This window comes from Psychromonas sp. SP041 (genome assembly GCF_000470315.2).
Taxonomy (GTDB): Bacteria; Pseudomonadota; Gammaproteobacteria; order Enterobacterales; family Psychromonadaceae; genus Psychromonas.
Map to the genome: position 1 here is coordinate 32,787 of NZ_CBRF02000033.1, position 19,411 is coordinate 52,197.

11 protein-coding genes are annotated in these 19,411 nt (G+C 37.4%); 3 read left to right on the forward strand and 8 right to left on the reverse strand.

What is annotated here, in order from left to right; translation table 11 throughout:
• Positions 1–219 precede the first annotated feature (219 nt).
• A complete protein-coding gene (locus SP041_RS16155) occupies positions 220–1,548 on the forward strand; it encodes an AAA family ATPase (protein WP_025563729.1) in 1,329 nt (442 codons plus the stop codon).
• Between the two features lie 1,671 nt (positions 1,549–3,219).
• Here SP041_RS16155 and SP041_RS16160 read toward each other — a convergent pair.
• From SP041_RS16160 to SP041_RS16175, 3 genes are all read right to left on the reverse strand, one after another.
• Positions 3,220–4,815 (reverse strand): BCCT family transporter, encoded by a 1,596-nt coding sequence (locus SP041_RS16160; RefSeq protein ID WP_025563728.1) that lies wholly within the window; start codon positions 4,813–4,815, stop codon positions 3,220–3,222.
• 722 nt (positions 4,816–5,537) lie between these two features.
• Positions 5,538–8,381, reverse strand: a complete 2,844-nt coding sequence (locus SP041_RS21070; RefSeq protein WP_037048532.1) for a TRAP transporter permease — start codon at positions 8,379–8,381, stop codon at positions 5,538–5,540.
• Between the two features lie 235 nt (positions 8,382–8,616).
• Positions 8,617–9,582 (reverse strand): TAXI family TRAP transporter solute-binding subunit, encoded by a 966-nt coding sequence (locus SP041_RS16175; RefSeq protein ID WP_025563724.1) that lies wholly within the window; start codon positions 9,580–9,582, stop codon positions 8,617–8,619.
• A gap of 438 nt (positions 9,583–10,020) precedes the next feature.
• Here SP041_RS16175 and SP041_RS16180 point away from each other — a divergent pair, with 438 nt between their 5' ends.
• Entirely contained in the window at positions 10,021–10,926 is a 906-nt protein-coding gene (locus SP041_RS16180; RefSeq protein WP_025563722.1) for a LysR substrate-binding domain-containing protein, read from the forward strand.
• A 77-nt stretch (positions 10,927–11,003) separates the two neighbouring features.
• Here the strand turns inward: SP041_RS16180 and SP041_RS16185 are convergent, their stop codons facing one another.
• From SP041_RS16185 to SP041_RS16195, 3 genes are all read right to left on the reverse strand, one after another.
• Complete coding sequence (locus SP041_RS16185; protein ID WP_025563718.1) at positions 11,004–11,876, reverse strand: 3-keto-5-aminohexanoate cleavage protein; 873 nt, start codon at positions 11,874–11,876, stop codon at positions 11,004–11,006.
• Positions 11,876–13,210, reverse strand: coding sequence for an aspartate aminotransferase family protein (locus SP041_RS16190; RefSeq protein WP_025563716.1), 1,335 nt, complete (start codon positions 13,208–13,210; stop codon positions 11,876–11,878). Before SP041_RS16190 ends, SP041_RS16185 begins: the two co-directional genes overlap by 1 nt.
• Positions 13,211–13,422: 212 nt before the next feature.
• Positions 13,423–14,754, reverse strand: coding sequence for a D-serine ammonia-lyase (locus tag SP041_RS16195; RefSeq protein WP_025563714.1), 1,332 nt, complete (start codon positions 14,752–14,754; stop codon positions 13,423–13,425).
• Positions 14,755–15,096: 342 nt separating this feature from the next.
• Here SP041_RS16195 and ushA point away from each other — a divergent pair, with 342 nt between their 5' ends.
• A complete protein-coding gene (ushA, locus tag SP041_RS16200) occupies positions 15,097–16,827 on the forward strand; it encodes a bifunctional UDP-sugar hydrolase/5'-nucleotidase UshA (RefSeq protein WP_025563712.1) in 1,731 nt (576 codons plus the stop codon).
• A 162-nt stretch (positions 16,828–16,989) separates the two neighbouring features.
• Here ushA and SP041_RS16205 read toward each other — a convergent pair whose 3' ends face one another.
• Positions 16,990–17,523, reverse strand: coding sequence for a DUF6436 domain-containing protein (locus SP041_RS16205; protein ID WP_137297928.1), 534 nt, complete (start codon positions 17,521–17,523; stop codon positions 16,990–16,992).
• The gene (locus SP041_RS16210; RefSeq protein WP_025565913.1) at positions 17,507–18,973 is read right to left on the reverse strand and encodes a methyl-accepting chemotaxis protein; all 1,467 of its coding nucleotides are present in this window, start codon (positions 18,971–18,973) and stop codon (positions 17,507–17,509) included. The genes SP041_RS16205 and SP041_RS16210 overlap by 17 nt, the downstream gene beginning before the upstream one ends.
• Positions 18,974–19,411: the final 438 nt, after the last annotated feature.

A 19,411-nucleotide genomic window follows, 5' to 3' on the forward strand; every position in this document is an offset into this window, starting at 1 on the left:
AATCATCAATAAGTAAGGTGCAAGGAGCAAAAGCGCTTCTTTCAATAATCACTAGTCACATAATTAATAAACTAAAGGATGAAAAACACAGCTAAATAAACAGCCTTTCAAAGATATAAAATACACTTTAATGCGCATAAAAATGTATTAACTTGCTTTTTTATGCGCATTAAAGTGTAATAATACAAATAATATGGGGTAAGGTGTAAAGGTGTCTATATGAAAAGATCACGCATAAACAGATTAATTGAGTGGAAAGAAAAGGAAACACGTAAACCTTTATTAATCGATGGCGCTCGTCAAACAGGTAAAACTTACCTTCTACAACGTTTATTCGGTAAGTACTTTGATAATGTAGTGCGTATCGACTTTCTTGAATCACCTGAAATGGCAGACGCTTTTGCAGACTCATTAACACCTGAAGATATTATTTCCAATATTGAACTGCTCACCAATAAAGCATTTAACCCTAACACTGACCTATTGATTCTAGATGAAATTGGCGAATGCCAAAGAGCCGTTACCTCTCTGAAGTACTTTGCAGAAAAAGCACCGACCATGTATGTCGCGGCCAGTAGTTCTAACATCGGGCTATTAAACTCATTCCCAGTAGGAAAAGTTGAACAATACAACTTACGCCCTTTAACATTTTACGAATTTTTACTCGCTTCGGGTGAAACACCGTTAATTAAAGCATTTGAAAAAAACACAAACTCATTGCCTGTACATAATAAGTTATTCGACAAATTAACAGACTATTACTTCACAGGCGGTATGCCAGAAGCCGTTGATACTTGGTTTTCATTAAAAGACCAAAGTATTTTGGATCGCGTCCAAGCAGTAGAAAATATCCATAAAAACCTTATCACAGGCTATACCCGAGACTTTGGTAAGTACTCAGGTAAAGTCGATACTGGACTCATTGAATCCGTCTTTAACAACGTCCCTTCACAACTCGCCGCAGTGATAGATGAGTCCGTAAAACGCTTCAAATTTAAAGAAGTACATGAACGAAAGTCTCGCTATAGCGACTTTGAAAGTGCCATCACTTGGTTAGATAAATGCAGCTTAATTTTAAAGAATTACCCAACAGAAGGTACACCTCGTAGCCCTTTAGCGGCCTATCAAAAAGACAATAAAATAAAACTGTTCTTATTTGATGTAGGGTTATTGAATAACATGTTAGGAATAAGCTACAAGGAAATTAAGCAACAAGACTCTGAGTATAAAGGCTATATTGCAGAAAATTTTGTACAACAAGAGTTTGCCGCTCAAGAATTAGATCCTACATTTTCATGGGGAGATGCACGAGCTGAGATAGAATTTATAGCAACCGATCAACAGGGACGCATTATCCCGATCGAAGTTAAAAGTGGTAAACGTACACGAGCTAAGTCTTTACAGTCCTATATCAACAAATGCCAACCACATAAAACAATCAAACTAACAGGTACGCAAAGTTCTTCTGCATTAGAAAAAGAGCAACTCGTTTTACCACTTTATTATGCGCAGTATGTTGTTACTCAGCATTTGAAATCGACCGAATAAGTTATTTAAATATGCAGAATAGTTGGTCCAGTATATTAAGAGTTCACAGTTAAAGTTAAGCGACGCAATGAAGATTAATTTTTTATTGTATAAGGTTTTACATCTAAATTGTATCTAATTATTAAGTCGCTTTCGCCCCCATTGCGACTTACAAACTGATATTGTTAACATCCACAAAAAATAATCCAGTAAGAAATAAAATAGAATCATTTGACTATTTCCCCTTGAAAAATAGCCTAGATAGGAATTATATAATAATCACAAAAAATTGCATATCTATGACAATTATTCACTTATTTTCAAGCTAGATATTGATTAACTATTACTTTTCGGTGCCTTGTGTTTATTTAATGATGAAGTAGTTATTTGTTTAAGAAAAAATAGGTGTTTAACATAATAGATATTTCATGCATCTTTTGATTATGACCATGAGAAAATATAGGTTTCATCATAATAGAACTAAATTTCAGATGGAAACGCCTCATAAAAGCTCGTTAAAGCCACTCTAATCAATTTTTATTTATTATTAGAATTTCGCCTCTCGGCACTCCTACATAGCTAAAATGAATAACACAGTTTGTTAAGCTGCTAAAATATAGTGATTCGAGCGGAAGGTATTGGTATGATTTTACGTAGAAAGTGTTTATTAGTGATCTTTGGCAATAATCTATTTAAGAGGCTGCTAATTCGGTTACCTGATAGGTACTTATAGAAAGATGAGAGTAGGTGTTCCATTAGACTGGAACACCTATAATATTTTAATTACAAAACTAGAAGGTTTTAAATGATCGCAATAAAAATAAGCTCTTTAATGCACGACATAATTGTCGCAATTGTAAGCGAGTTCGTAATCATTAATTTTAGTGATCATGCATTGAACTGGCTTGAGTACTTAGCAAGGTTTATCAGCATGTAGGAGTGCTCATAAACTAACTAATATAAGGGTTTGAAGTAGGATTCAGGCCCCTATATTTATAAAATATTATAGTGTTTTAACTTATTTAATCAATAATTTTCCATATCTTTTTGTTCTTTTATTTCCAAATTTTTTCTTCTCATCATTGCAAAAACAGTATTGTCTCCTGATTTTGTTAGCTGCGTTTCTTTTTCCTATTATTTAGAACTTGCTTCCAACGAGAGCATATATCCCATTCTAGTTTTGTTGGTACATAAATTTAAAAAATATAGATAATAATTTACTATAACACCCGTTAAACGCAGAAATTCCAACTATCTAAATGATAACTTTTTTGTCTTTTCCTAAGGCGCTATATACCCCTTAGCGCCCTAGAAAATTAAAAAATTGTCGTGAATATACTTAAATAAGAAACATAAGATAGATTTAGATATTAGCTTTGAAGTTAGAGATTAATGCAGCCAATTGGAGTGATAACTAAAACCCGATCCGCCTAGTACACCTTTTAGCTTTAGATTATTTAGACTATTTAGACTATTTAGACTAAAATCTAAAAATAATCGTACGCTTATAGCCCCCCCCCCCCCCAAAAAAAAACAACAGAATGGCAATCTAGTGATTATCATTTAATCTGAAATATAATCAGCCATAAATGAAAAAACTCTCTTATACAGAGTACAAGAGAGTTTCATTATAAAGCCCTAATATCAGCTAAGTGTTTGCTTTTCGGTTTACTTCTGGAGTTACTTTTCTTTTTATTTAACCGTAGCCTTCGGTTTATCTAACTCTGTAAATAACCCTTTCACCAAGCTAACACAACCAAGCAGTAAAATGATAGTAAAGGGAAGTGCTGCGATAATAGTGATAGATTGCAGTGCTTGAATAGACTGGGTTCCACCAATCCACAACATCACCATGGCGATCAAGCCAGATATAACAGCCCATACTATTTTCTGTTTCATCGGCACCTCTAACTTACCACCCGCTGTCATGCTATCGATAACGATAGAGCCAGAGTCTAAAGTTGTCACAAAGAAAACGACAATCAGTACCACTGCGATCACTGATAAAATATCACCAATCGGGTAAGCGTCTAACATATAAAAGAGGCTTAGTGATACATCGCTAATACCTTGCTCTGCGCCTAACAAACCAACCTTATCAATGATTTGCTCAATCGCTACACCACCAAATACTGACATCCAAAGTGTTGTCACTACAGTAGGGATAACCAACACGCAAACAAGGAACTCACGGATCGTACGACCTTTAGAAATACGTGCAACAAACATCCCGAAGAAAGGTGCATAAGCAACCCACCACGCCCAATAAAATACAGTCCATCCATGCAACCATGTTGTATCATCACGGCCCGAAGCTTGGCTTAAAGGTATTATATTTTTCACATAACCAACCACAGCTGTAGCCAAAGAATCCAGTACAGTTGTGAAATTCAATGCAGCAATTAACCCAAGGAATATAAAGGCAATAACCATATTGAGATTACTTAATAACTTAACACCTCCGTTCATACCACGCGTGACAGACAGAATAGCTAAGCCCATAATCAACACAATAATAGACTGCTGAAGATAAATACTATTTTCAACACCAAACACATGGCTAATACCGCTAGCTGCTTGCGTGCCGCCTAAACCAAGTGACGTTGCTAAACCAAATAAGGTCACTAATACGGTCATGATATCAATAATATCACCCGTGATTCCCCACACTCTGTCACCTAAAATAGGGTAAAAAACAGAACGCATTGAGAGTGGTAAGCCTTTGTTATATACAAAATAAGCTAAACAAAGTGCGGTCATGCCATAGATAGCCCAAGCGTGTAGCCCCCAATGGAAAGCCGTAGCGCCTAATGCAAGTTCACGAGCTTCTGGCGTAAAGGCTTCAACGTTTAATGGAGTCCCATACCAGTTGGTGAAGAATGCGGTAGGCTCTGCCACCCCCCAGAAAATTAATCCAATGCCCATGCCAGCAGCAAACAACATTGAAATCCATGACATTGTTGAATAATCAGTCTTGGCGTTATCTCCGCCCAGTCTAATTTTACCTAAAGGTGAAAATGCAATGACAACGGCAAACAGCAGTAACGCGTTTGCTCCCCACATAAAGAGGAAGTCGAAATTAGAAAGTACAGCCCCTTTAATTGAATCAATACCTGCTTTTGCAACGGCAGGATCTAGCATTAATAATGTGACTATAAAAAGAATAGATAAGCCAACGGAAACCGTAAAAACGGTGTTATGGACATCGAAGCCCCATTTATTGATGTTATCCTGACCAACTTGGTAGTCAGTGGAATCAATACTATATTTGTTCGATTTAAATTTCATAAACGACGGTGTTTATCTATTCGCATTAATGAATAGAAAAACCTACTCCATATTTAATTAATATTTTATTAACTAGTTCATACCATAAAAACGATGGTCAAACTGTGCCTATTAAGATGAGTTTAGGCATCATGCTAAGCTCAAGTGGCGCACTCTACCATAAAAGTATGTATTAACAGATGCTAACTATCTTCCTGAGTAAAATAGCAAAATAGATAGATAAATTAAAAGAAGAAAAATTTAAAAAGGTAAATAACAAGAAGTATATAAATAGAAGAAATAATACCAATCTAAGTAATTATCTAGTCATTTATACTTGTTAAAATGAATGCTAACTTCGTTGTTGATTTTATAATGAGAATAACGAGTTACTGCAATCAACGCCTTGCTAGCATTCATTTTTCCTAATGCTTAAATAGACCATTTATTTATCCAGATTGGGATAATTAATCACGTTTTACGCTCATATTTGTTACGTTAGCTTTACACGCAAAATGAGCTTAAAAACAATGTTTAACTTGTCATCGTCTGTCGGGGAGTTAATTAAAAGATGTTGGTTAGTGTGATTGTATATACCCGTTACCATTCAAGGTACAAAATTCAGCAAGCGGTGAAATAATTCTAGGCAGAAAGAAGAAAATCTAATGGGTATGAATAGCATAATCAATATAAGCATCCGTCATCGAAAAATTGATGACGAGTGCTTATATTAACCTAATGCTTTATGCGCTAACGGTTTGGCTAGTACCTTTATCTGTATTGCCTAATGCAGGATCATCCTTGTCACGACGTCGACGTTGTAGTCGAATAATCAGAGCAAGCAATAATAATGCAGGTATAAAGAACCATTGTTTAGCAGGTCGTACTACAGGCACACCTACATCTACAATAATTTGGTCGAAGTCAAAGCCAACTTTCTCAGCCGTACTATCAAAGCCAATACCATCGACCATGATTGAACCATCGCTCTGAGGAAGTAACTCTAAGCCATAGTTTTCGACGCGTTCTTCACCTGTTGCGCCTTCGCCTACTTCCATCAACATAGTTAATGTGACTGGGTCACCAACGTCATTTTGACCGTTCACTAAAATACGAAGTTCAGTACCTGGCTCTACTTCTGACATAACGTTCACAAGCTCAGTACCAGGTCGTTCATCATAAGGTGGAATAACGTAATCTAACCAGAATCCAGGACGGAATAGAGTGAATGCAATAATTAATAACGCAAAAGACTCCCATAGTTTTGATTTAGCAACAAAGTAACCTTGGGTTCCGGCTGTAAATATCAACATTGCCATGGTGGCGATAATAAATATTGCGATCCCCTCCATAAAGGTCACATCCATTAATAACAAGTCTGTATTAAAGATGAACAAGAAAGGCAGTAATGCGGTCCTTAATGAATAAAAGAAGGCAATAAAGCCAGTCTTAATTGGATCGCCACCAGAGACGGCGGCCGCCGCAAAGGAAGCTAAGCCCACCGGCGGTGTTACATCCGCCATAATACCGAAATAGAACACAAACATGTGCACTGCAATAAGCGGCACTATTAAGCCATTTTGTTGCGCTAAACTAACAATAACCGGCGCTAATAAAGAAGATACAACAATATAGTTAGCCGTTGTTGGTAAACCCATACCTAGAATTAAACTAAGGATGCCAGTCCATAACAGCATCAACATAATATGGCCCATGGAGAGAAACTCAACCAGAGCAGCTAACTTCAGGCCAATACCTGTTTGCGACACAGCACCAACAATAATACCTGCAGCAGCCGTTGCGATTGCAATACCAATCATGTTTCTTGCACCAGTAATTAAACCGTCTACTAGCTCACTAAAACCTTGTTTAACCATGCCTGATGTTGATTTTTTACGGAAAAATGCAAATAGATGACGCTGTGTTAATAGAATAAATAACATCAATGCTGTTGCATAAAAGGCTGAGAGCCCTGGCGATTTACGCTCGATCATTAGACACCAGATCAACACAACAACAGGTAATAAGAAGTGCAAACCTGATTTAACCGTTGGTCCAACTTCTGGCAGGCTTAATACTGGAGAGTTTGGATCATCCATCACGAGATCTGGATAAGCAGAACTGATTTTCGCTAACACGACATAAGTGACAAGCACCAATGCAGCGACAGTCCAAAACATAAAGTCAGGTGCAACAAAAGATTTTAATATGCTAATTAAAAAGAATAAACCAAAGGCACCAATGACCATATTACCCAACACGATTGCACCGGTAGAGATGGTTTTAGCTAGCTTGTCTTTGCTTGCTTTGGCTTTCAAACTTTTCAAAATAAAGTATTGAATGGCAATGACTACCAACACACTACCCAGTCTTGCTGCAGGTGTTGCTAACGCGTCATAAAGCTCTGAAAGATAAAAAGCGCCACCAGCCAGTGCAATAATAGGCAACAATGTCATCGCCCATGAAATCAATACGTCTTTCGCTGTTTTGCCTGTGTCTTCGCGCGTTAGACCTTGCATATTCAGTTTAACCGCTTCTAAATGCACGATATAAACTAACGCAATATAAGAAATAATCGCAGGTAAGAAGGCATGCTTTACAACATCAAAGTAAGGGATATTAACGTATTCCACCATTAAGAAAGCGGCTGCTCCCATTACTGGTGGCATAATTTGGCCATTTACCGATGAAGCAACTTCAACCGCCCCTGCTTTTTCGGCAGAGAATCCAACACGTTTCATCATTGGAATAGTAAACGTACCTGTTGTTACTACATTGGCAATAGACGACCCTGAAATAAGCCCTGTCATACCCGACGCAACCACCGCTGCTTTTGCTGGGCCACCACGAAGATGCCCCATCAAAGAAAAGGCAACTTTAATAAAGTAATTACCTGCACCAGCGCGGTCTAATAATGCACCAAATAATACAAATAAGAACACTAGATCGGTTGAAACGCCTAATGCAATACCAAATACACCTTCAGAAAATAACCATTGGTGATCCATCACGCCACCGAATGATGACCCTTTCCAAGCAATCAGCTCAGGTGCATAAGGTCCTAGAAATGTATAACCAAGGAATATCATCGCAACAATCATTAAGGGCAGGCCTAATGCACGCCTTGTTGCTTCTAAAAGTGTCAACATACCAATAATAGCAACACCAATATCAAATGGTTTGGGTGCACTTGGACGATCGCTCAAACGCATGCCAAATAGGCTATCAACAATCATTGAGTCAGCAATCAGTGGATAAAGCGCACAAAGGCAGGCAATAATCGCCAATGCCCAATCGACCATCGGTATTTGATTTCGAGATGACGCTTTAAAGGCAGGATAAGAAAGAAAAGCTAAGAAGATAGCAAACCCTAAATGAATCGATCTCGCTTCGCCACTTGAAAATACGCCCCAGCCAAATGTAAAAGGCAAAGGGGAAGCAATCCAGATTTGAAACAATGACCACACTAGTGCAACACCAGTCATCAGTTTTACTATTGAATTGTTGGTTGGATTTCGCCCACCAGTATCGGTAGAAGCAACAAGATCCTGCAGTTCCTCGTCGTTCATTAACGTTTTTTCAGTCATCAGAAATTTCCTATTGGTACGCATATAGCTACGATTTTAAAATTAAATCACTCTACGTAATGCGTGTTTGATGCTTTTAGATTGTCTATATGTATACCTAAGCTACTTCGAATACTACTTCGAAATAAAGTAGCTTGGGTATATTTTTATTAGAAAATGGTGCTATTAAAATTTTTGCTTCAAAACAATACAGCGGAAGTATCGCTACTTCCGCTGTATTTAATTTACTGGGAAATTACATCCAGCCTTTTTCTTTGTAGTAACGAATTGCGCCGTCATGAAGAGGTGCAGATAGATTTTTCGTGATCATATCGATCTCTTTTAGGTGTGCAAACGCTGGGTGCATTTTTTTGAAACGCTTAAAGTTTTCAAATACTGCTTTAACCATTTGGTAAACAGTTTCTTCATCTGTTTTAGTTGAGCTAACAAACGTTGCAGCAACACCAAAAGTAGCAGTATCTGTATCTGTACCATTGTACATGCCAGCAGGAATGCTAGTCATTGCGTAATATGGGTTATCAGCCGCTAGTTTTTTAGCAACTGCATTATCAACAGGAATTAAGATAGCATCACAAGACGTTGTTGCTTCTTTAATTGAACCGTTAGGATGACCAGCAGTGAAAATAATCGCATCTACTTTTCCGTCACATAACGCAGCAGCTTGTTCTGATGATTTAAGTTCTGAAGCAACTGCAAAGTCGCTCATTTCCCAACCCATCTTAGCCATCAATACTTCCATTGTGCCACGTTGGCCTGAACCTGGGTTACCTACGTTTACTTTTTTGCCTTTTAGATCATCAAACGTTTTAATGCCTGAATCACTACGAGCAACAACGGTAAACGGTTCTGCATGTACTGAGAAAACAGCGCGTAGTTCTTTAAATGCGCCATCAGGGAATTGATCAGGTGCTGTACCGTTGTAAGCATGGAACTGCCAATCTGATTGAGCAACACCCATATCTAGATCGCCAGATTTAAGACCATTGATGTTAGTAACTGAACCACCTGTTTTATGTGTACAGTTGATTTCGTGCTCAGCTGTACCTCTGTTAACTAGACGACAAATAGCACCACCAACCTGATAATAAACACCAGTTTGACCGCCAGTTCCAATAACAACGTGCTTCGTTTCTGCAAAAGCAGATGTTGTCATTAACGTTGCGCCTACAGCAGCAGCCATAGCTAATTTTTTAATAAACATATTTAACTTCCTTTTAAGTTTTATTTCAGTGCTACTTTCCTATATAGACAAGCAAGAATCAAGCCTGCGAGTTAAAATATGTGGTCTCTCAAACACTTAGTTATCTCGTTGCTTTAAAATCAAACATACTGACTGTTATTCAATCACTTAACGTGTATTTTTTTGGTGCGTTTGTTACTTTTTTGCAACAAAATAGCACAATATTTTTTAACTATTAATTTCATTTTTGAGAGTTTAGAATTTTAATTGATGAGTATCGAAACTGTCGAACAATATTAACCTTAATTAAACATTATAATTTGCGTTAATAAAACCCAGTAACTTACCTTAATAAAACCTTTAATCTTTCCATCATTTTTCATAAATACAACTTGCTTAAGCGATGGTTAAAAGATTAACTGTGCTCAATTAAATACAAAAACTCTAGGAGAAAACTCAGTGCTGAATGACACTAATTTACCATCAATAAAAGCTTTACGAACTTTTGTTGCAGTGGCAGATAATATGAGTTTCTCTAAAGCCGCACAGGCACTATTTGTTAGCCAAGGTGCTGTCAGTAAAAACATTTCAACGTTAGAAAAGCAATTAGGGCAACCACTTTTTAACAGACGTTTAAATGGAATAGAATTAACGAGTGCAGGTGAACAATATTTACCTAAAATAGTTGAGGCACTGGAGATTATTCAATACACAACAGAGAGTTTAGTATTGATAGATCAAGTTGAAGAAGTGCTTTCGCTGAATGTGACCCCTTCATTTGCAAGCTTATGGCTCATTCCTAAAATCGAACAATTTTATGAGTTGAATAATAATATTCGAGTCAGAATAAAAACCGGCGATGGCATTATAAAGAAAACCAATGGAGAAAGTGATATCGCAGTGCGTTGCCTTGCTGCATCGACACATTATGAAAACGCGACATTGCTAAGAAAAGAAAAACTCGTTTTAGTCGCCTCTCCTAAATTACTTGAAAAAAGCCCGATAACAACCCTTGAAGATATTCAGCATCATGCCTCTATTTTTCATATTACTCGTCCGCAACTCTGGGAGCAATTTAAAAAACAACAAGGTTTAATCTATAACAGCATTTACAGTTGCACAGGGTTTGAACATTTTTATATGTCACTAGAAGCCGCTAAGGGTGGGTTAGGTTTAGCCCTATTACCCGATTTCATGGTTAATACATTAATAGAAAATAATGAATTGGTAAATCCTCTTAACATGTCGATGGAAACAAATTATGCGTATTATGTTTTTGTGCCTAGTTATCGATTATCTTCAAGAAAAATTTATGAGTTTAAGAAATGGGTAACAGAAAGTTTAGGTGATGACAGTGCGCAATAAGTCCCTTGTAGATGATAAGAAAAAAGAGAGCAGGTTATAAACCTGCGCTCACACTAACTAACTAACTAACTAACTAATTAACTAAGCAAAGTCTCTCGGAAGCTTTTGGCATTATGTAAGTTGATATTCAATAACCCTGTTACCGCTTTAATATCTAAGACTTGTTGAGCATTACTTTTTGCCATCAGCCCGTGACTATCAAAGTGATTATTCTCAAACCCTACTCGAACATCTCCTCCCATTAACATCGCACTGATCAAACACTTTTGTTCTTCAGGGCCAAAAGCACAGGTCGTCCAACGTGTATTTCCCGTTAACAATTGATCACTAAGAAATGGCGCTAAATCAGCTGGCGTGGATCTCAGTTGTTTATGGTAACGGCCTAGTACTAATAAAATATGATGATTTTTATTAGGCAATATTCCTTGCTTAATCAATGAAAAGTAACGCTGAACATCTTCCACTGAATAAAGAATATATTGCGCAATAATGCCATTGTCATTTACCCAATGAAAAAACGTTTCTGCGACTGATAAATATGAATCGTCAGGCACCAATTCTTTAAGTGCAAAAGAAGCGGCTTCAGGCACTGTTTCACGAATTAATTGCATCTGATGTGGCGGTTGATATTGACCTACGGCTTCGGTTGTTAATTGAACAATAATACTGTCGCCAACGGCTGTTTTAACCGCTTCGAAGGTTGATAAATTGTCATCAATTTCGAGAGAATGTAAGCCATTTCTATCTCTTGCATGTAGATGAACCATTGCTGCACCAGCATCTCTACAAGCAATGACATCATTAACGATCTCTTCAATAGTCACAGGCAAAGCGGGGTGATCTAATTGTGTTTTTCTTGCGCCATTGGGAGCGACTATGATCGCAGATTTCTGGCTGTTCTCATGCAGGTCTACATCTAGTGTTGCATCTGATTTTTGTCGTTCTGCCATTATTTTGTCCAACCATTTGCAGCTTCAATTAAAGACATTTTTAATTTACTCACTAACTCATCTAATTGTTCATCATTAATAATAAACGGCGGAGCAAGTAATATATGATGCCCTTCTCGGCCATTAATGGTGCCCGCCATTGGATAACACATTAATCCATTTTTCATGGCTAGCTGCTTAACTACTTTATTGGCTTCAGTGGTCGCTGGTAAAGGTGTTTTAGTTAATTTATCTGCCACTAATTCAACACCAATAAATAACCCTCTCCCTCTTACATCACCGACATAATCTAAAGGCAATAAAGCTTCTTTTAATTTACGTTGTAGCTTCTCGCCTTGGCTAACCACTTTCTCTAATAGATTTTCTGAGAGAATCGTTTTAATGGTGGCTAACGCAGAAGCACAAGCAACTGGATGTGCCATAAAAGTATGCCCATGCTGAAAGAAACCACTACCATTGGCCATTGCATCGTAAATTTTATTGCTCACCACAACGGCACCAATTGGCTGGTAACCTGCGCCAAGTCCTTTCGCAATCGTTACTAGGTCTGGCACAATATCATCTTGCTCAAAGGCGTAAAAAGTCCCCGTACGGCCAATGCCACACATCACTTCATCAAGAATTAACAAGACATCATATTTATCGCAGATCTCGCGAATACGTTTAAAATAACCGGCTGTAGCAGGTAGTGCGCCAGCTGTTGCGCCAACAACAGGCTCAGCAACAAATGCCATCACATTTTCAGCACCCATTGCTAATATTTTACTTTCTAGCTCATCGGCAACACGATATGAATAGGCTAATTCAGTTTCATTTTCTCGTTGGTCGCGATAGGCATAACAAGGAGAGATATGCTCAACTTCTGCCAATAAAGGCCTAAAATTTTCTTTTCTCCATTCATTACCACCAACTGCAAGCGCACCTAACGTATTACCGTGGTAACTTTGACGTCTCGCAATGAATTGCGTTTTTTGTGGTTTACCTATTTCAACAAAATACTGACGCGCCATCTTCAAGGCAGACTCCACCGCTTCAGACCCACCACTCACAAAATAAACATGATCAAGATTATCAGGCGCTAAGTCTGTTAGTAACGTTGCGAGTTCCTCACTTGGCTGGTTAGTAAAAAATCCAGTATGAGCGAAAGGAATAGCTTCAACTTGCTCAATAATGGCTTTTTTAACCGCTGCATGGCTGTGACCTAAATTAGACACCGCAGCCCCACCGCAACCATCCAAATATTTTTTACCTTCTGTATCAAATAAATAGATGCCATCACCTGAAGAGACAATAGGAAGTTCAGCATGGCAGTGACGATGGAATAAATGAGTCATTTTAATAAACCTTATGTGGTACCAAACCGACTGATTAATTCATTAATAAATAATGCGTTAGTAATCAATAGATTTAGTGTGATCGTCGAATGAATAAGAATAGATATTCATCCTTTTCTATTCATTTTACAAAGGAATTAAAATTGAGGGGTATGAGCAAGAGGAATATCCTTACTCATATTAAACATAACATAAAAGCGATAAGGCTTTAGCTATAAAGCAGACTTTGCAAGATACGATGCCATCTCTTTTTGTGGCACCATGCCACCGCCAGTAGCCCAGACAAGATGGGTGACATTTCTCATTTTGACGTCATCAAAACCAAGACGCTGTTTATATTCTTTATTTTGTGTAACGATAATCGGTCCAATCACGCCAGCTAATGCTGAAGGCTCTAATTGAATATTTTCTAATTGGTTCATATCACCTAAGTGACGATACATACGCTGATCTGAAATAGTGTAATAACCATCTAATAATCGCTGCATTGCTCTGCCAACAAAACCAGAAGCACGCCCTACCGCCAGTCCATCTGCAGCGGTAATATTATCTATTCCAATATCTTGCACTGAAATAGCATCTTGTAATCCAGTATGTACACCTAATATCATACAAGGTGAGTGTGTCGGTTCTGCAAAGATACAATGCACGTTATCACCAAAAGCCATTTTCAAACCAAAAGCAACTCCGCCGGGTCCACCACCGACACCACAAGGTAAATAAACAAATAACGGATGCTGCGAATCAACGAGAACCTCCATATCCTCAAACTGTTGCTTTAAACGTTCGCCAGCGACAGCGTAACCAAGGAACAGTGTTTGTGAATTTTCATCGTCAATAAAGAAACAATTAGCATCGCTTTCTGCTTCTTTACGCCCTTGTTCAACGGCAACACCATAATCTTGTTGATATTCCACTACATTCACACCATGGGCACGAAGCTTATCTTTTTTCCATTGGCGTGCATCAGCTGACATATGGACAGACACTGAAAAGCCTAATTGAGCACTCATGATGCCAATGGACATGCCTAAATTACCCGTCGAGCCTACAGCAATGCGATATTGGCTGAAGAATTCTTTAAACTCATTTTGACTGAGCTTACTGTAATCATCTGACTCTTTTAATAATCCTGCTTTTATTGCTAACTTTTCAGCGTGAGTGAGTACTTCATAAATACCACCACGCGCTTTAATTGAACCTGATATAGGCAAGTGACTGTCTTTTTTCAACATCAATTGGCCTTGAATAATAGCCCCATATTCTTGCTCTAATTTGGCTTTCATTTTAGGAATGTAAATAACATCTGATTCAATAATCCCATTAGATGCAGCGGTTTCAGGAAATGCGATTGCTAGATAAGCAGCAAATCGATTAAGCCTATCACTCGCGCTTTTGATATCACTTGCACCCAATCCAACATAAGGTAAACCTTCAACTAAACTGGTCACCTTTGGATTAAACCAATTGATTTCTTTCAGGTTAATTAAATCATTTAATAACGGAAACTTACTGATTAACATTTCTAGATTGAACTTATTCATGTCGATACCTTCTTATCAATGACAAAAAATGATTAACGTTGTTAATTACTCTAATTAGCTCAAAAATACCTATAAAAGGTAAAAATGAATAAAAAACTAAAATAAATAATGCAAATTTAAGCAACTGAAGGTAGTTTATTTTAAGTAGTTGACTACTCGGTCAGCTTCGATAACGCTAATATTATTAAATTTTATCTTTAATGTTGGATTTTAACTAACCTGTCATCTTGCGTGTGTAAATTCATCTCGCGAGATAACACTATCTAATTTAATAAAATCGAAGTAAATAAGAATTAATAACTATAAAATAATAAAAGCATATTAAAAACATAAGGGAAAACAATGTTAAACAAAAAAGTAAACGGTATTACTTGTGCCTTACTAGCAGCAGGCATTTTATCTGGATGTAATAGTGATAGCACTGACAGTACGGACATAGAAGTCCAAGAAAAAGTAACATTTACGATATTACACACTAATGATAACCACGGTCGTTTTTGGCAAAATGATGACGGCGAGTACGGTATGGCAGCCCGTAAAACGTTAATCGACACAATCCGTGCAGAAGTAGAAGCGGAAGGTGGTGTTGCATTAGTATTATCAGGTGGCGACGTTAATACAGGTGTACCAGAATCTGACTTACAAGATGCGATACCTGATTTTATCGGTATGAATAGAATTGCATACGATGCAATGGCTGTCGGGAACCATGAATTTGATAACCCGTTACAGACATTAGAAATGCAAAGAGATTTAGCTAACTTCCCAATGCTTTCTGCCAATATTTATAATGCAGATGGCAGTCGCTATTTTGCTCCTTCTAAAACATTTGATATTAATGGTGTTAGTTTAGCCTTAATTGGTTTCACGACAGATGACACAGCGAAACTATCAAACCCAGAATTTATTGGAGATCTAACCTTTACTGATCCTCAAGATGAAGCGCCGGCATTAATCAATGAACTTAGAGCTGATGGTGCTGATATCGTAATGGCCGTAACACACATGGGTCACTATGCAGATGCAGCAAATGGTAGTAATGCGCCAGGTGATGTTGCACTAGCGCGTTCATTATCTGATGGACAACTTGACGCTATTATCGGTGGTCACTCTCAAAATCCTGTATGTATGGAGCCTGGCGATAATACTGCTTACGCTGACTTTAATCCAGGTAATGCTTGTGTACCTGATCAACAAAATGGCACTTACATCATGCAAGCTCATGAATGGGGTAAATACGTTGGTCGTGCTGACTTCACATACGAAAATGGTGAATTAACGTTAGATAGCTATGCATTAATTCCAGTTAACTTAAAAGAAGAAGTCATAATACTTGATGAGAATGGTGAACCTGTACTTGATGAAGAGGGTGAAGCAACAACTGAACTAGTATTTATTCAAGACGAAATCACGCCAGATCCATCTCTATTAACAGAGCTAGCATTTTACCAAGAGCAAGGTGAAGACAGCTTAGATGAAACTCTAGCAACGTTAACTGGCGATCTAAATGGTGAACGAGACGATGTTCGTAGTTCGCAAACTAACATGGGTCGTTTAATTGCTATCGCACAAAGTGACCGTGTTAATGCTGACTTTGGTGTAATGAACTCTGGTGGCGTACGTGCATCTATTGCTGAAGGCGATATTACTTACCGCGACGTATTAACTGTACAACCCTTTGGTAATACAGTGACATTAGCAACCATGACCGGTGCAGAAGTTAAAGATTACTTAGGTACTGTCGCAACGTTCACACAAGGTGCAGGTGCTTACGCGCAAATCACTGATGTGGTAATGGATGTAAATTGTACCGCTGGGTCTGTAGATATCATTAGTATTGGTGACAAAGACTTCTCTGAAACAGATGAATACACTTTCTCTATCCCAAGCTTTAATGCAGCAGGTGGTGATGGTTACCCTGAATTAGAAGTGATCGACGAAGGTACTGTTGATGCTGATGCATTGCAAGCTTTCTTTGTATCACAAGGTAATATTATCGCATCTGAATATGATGCAGACGGTGATATCACTTACATTAACTCAACAAGTTCTGAAGGTTGTGTTGCAGAGTAGGCCATTTAACTTGCTTAATGTATAAAGTTATTATCGAGTTAAATCGATAATAAACAAAAAGCCTCAATTTTAATAAAATTGAGGCTTTTTAACTTATAAAGTCTTAACTTCTTAACTTCTTAACTTCTTAACTTCTTAACTTATAAAGTCTTTCAAATACCATCACAAGTTACAATAACAACCCGATGCGTCACTTAAGATTAAATCCGAACGATAACCTTTGGCATAATTGTTCATCACTGTTTCAACATATCCGTTAGATTCAGTACAGGCTAAACCAATTGAATAAGGACCCAAATAGAGTAAATCTTGTGTATCACTCACAATCATTATGGAAGGTGTTGAAGGGATAATAGTTGAGAGGTTTGCTGGTAAATTGACATTAATAACCTTAAAACCCGTTAACCCCGCTTGTTCATTAATCTCTTTTTTATGTGCTTCAGAATATTGTGTACAAGAACAATGGTCACTAGTGAAATGAATGATCGTATCACTTAGATCGACATTGTTAAGTTGCCCTATTTTTCTCAACTCCTGCATCACAAAAACACTATTTTGACCTGTTAGCTTTTCTTCTGGATCGTAACTGACTAAACGGCTACTAATAAAATAAATAGCCGCAGTAACAGTAAGCACAAGCCACAAAATAAAAACAGTATAGTGAACGCGTGTTACTTTTTTATTTGAATCTTGCAATGCTTGATTCTAATAAGGTTACTGAATGAGAGATCTTATCTGCTTCTTGCGCAAGCATATCCACTTTTTTAGTATCATCCTTACTTAATGAGCTCACTTTCTCTGTGCTTTGTGCAATATCATTGGTCGCTACTGATTGCTCTTCAACAGCCGATGCAACTGAATGCGCTATATCGCTAGATAATGACACTAGCGCTGAAGCATTAATGATTTCTTTATTCGCTTGGCCTGCGACAGAAATAACAATATCAACGGCATCAATACATTGAACCATTGATTGAGTAGATGATTGCGAATGATTCACAAGCTGCACTAATGTTTCATTGACTTGTTTTGTACTGTCTTTGGTTCGATTAGCAAGCGCCCTTACTTCGTCTGCTACCACGGCAAACCCACGGCCTTGTTCGCCGGCTCTAGCGGCTTCTATCGCAGCATTAAGCGCTAATAAGTTAGTTTGATCTGCAATACTGGTTATTTCAGATAAAACCTTGGCAATCACGTCACTGGCATTAGCTAACGCTGTTATTTCAGTACTAGTTTTATTCAATGCACCAGTCAATTGATCATTTTTCAGATTTATTTCTTCAATGTATTGATTGGCTTTTTGCGTTGAAGACGTAGCATCTCTCATTTTGAGGCTTAATTCATTGGTATCTTTTGCGATTGAAGCGACTGTTACCGACATTTCTTCAACGGAAGAAGCAATATTTTCCGTTTCTGCTTGTCTATAATTTGCAGATATTTCAAGTTCAGTCTTTGCTGAAACCAAATTATTAGCGTTAACAATAAAATCATTAGTTTGATTTTTAACACCTGCCACGACATTATCGAGCACAGTTAAAAGTTCATTAAAACCACTCAACACAAGATTACCATTAGCATTAACACGCACTTTTAAATCCAGTGAATCTTCATTCTCTGTTAATATTTTTGTGACTCGTGCTAACTCTTTACCCACTTGGCTATCGTCATATAATATTTTTGCAATATACCCCGCAATAATCGCCTCTACTACAGCATAGATAGCGTGAATAATCACAGTCGAAAAATACAATCTATCCAAATCAAAAATATAGACGCCAGATCCATTCACTTGCATAAAATAGAAAGAGAGATGGTGCACCGCAATTAGCAAAGCAGCTGAAATGAAGACTTTCCAGTCGCTAAAAATAATTAGAATGGCCATTAATATAAATATTTCAAAGTGGGCTTCTATCAAGCCATTCATTTGATGTATATGTAAACAAGCAAAAATCATCGCCGCTAATGCAGAAGCATGTTTTGTTAGTGTTGCGTTAGGTGCACTTTGCATTAGCCATAACGGCATTAGCATCGCTGGTAAACCTATTAATATTGCTTCAATAAAAGTTCCATAGATGAATGCAAGTCCTATTGACTCAACAAACAATAATACGAGAACACTGGAAAATGCTTTATTTACTTTATTCATTACTTACCTTTGCATATCTCAATAAAAATATGCATTTAACTAAAATGCTCAAAAAGGAAGCAGATGATACGGCATTAAATATGATCTAGATCATTAAATCGCCAAAAAATACCTAAATATGATTAAATTAATATAGAAGTGATAATTTTTTAGGAATGATTTATTGAGTACTAAGATGGATTTTGAAGGGTGTAATGAAGAAAGCATTTATAAAGATCAATAAAAACAAGTAAATAAAGATTTTTAGATATGACTAATATGAAAAAACCTACCTTGCGAGGTCAATGCCGTTCGGTTAAGAGATTTTAGGTTTATATCTTAACGGATATCTAGATGGAATATAGAGCACTGAACGTGAAAACGTTCGGTGTTTTCTTTTTTTGGGTAAAATAAAATGCTTAACATCTTCTCGCATAAGTTGAAGTTTTTTCGGAATAG